Below are 524 nucleotides of genomic sequence, written 5' to 3'. Positions count from 1 at the left end.
GAGCCAAGGAGTTGTGGCAAGCTATTGTCTTCCTAAGACCGCTTGGCCTCCGACTTATCCTAGTAGACTAAATACTAGTGTAATAATAGGAGCTAGATAAAATAGACTTACCGTAGCATGAGCAGGAATTACTGTTTCCTTTACTACTAGCTTTAGAGCATCAGCGACTTAAAAAAAAAATATTAGGGTTGTTGTCGTAGGCTCGTGTAGTAATAATAACCCTTGTAAGCTTTGTTTGTATCTAGCTTTGTAGTTAGTGTAGTAGCTCCGATCCCCATTGTCTTTGCAGCAAGTCGGAGGCCAAGCGGTCTTAGGAAGACAACTTACAAGTCCAACTCCTTGGCTCACAGAACGACATGGCTACGATCCGACTTCTCCCTGTGCGTCGCCGCTGGCTGCGCGCGGCTGGCGCACATAGCCCGATAAGGTGAATTGCACTTCCAGCAAGTCGGAGGCCAAGCGGTCTTAGGAAGACAACATGGTAATTCAACTCCTTGGCTCACAAGGCGTCGCACTGATGCCGC

1 pseudogene is annotated in these 524 nt (G+C 47.5%); it reads right to left on the bottom strand.

Features of this window, described 5'->3' with window-relative positions:
* Positions 1-54 precede the first annotated feature (54 nt).
* Positions 55-156, bottom strand: a pseudogene (locus ACYVM0_RS27010) (hypothetical protein); the annotation flags it as partial.
* Positions 157-524: the final 368 nt, after the last annotated feature.

Source organism: Ferruginibacter profundus (genome assembly GCF_054783275.1).
The sequence above is the reverse complement of the archived record's forward strand: the minus strand, read 5'-3'. Positions and strand labels throughout refer to the sequence as shown.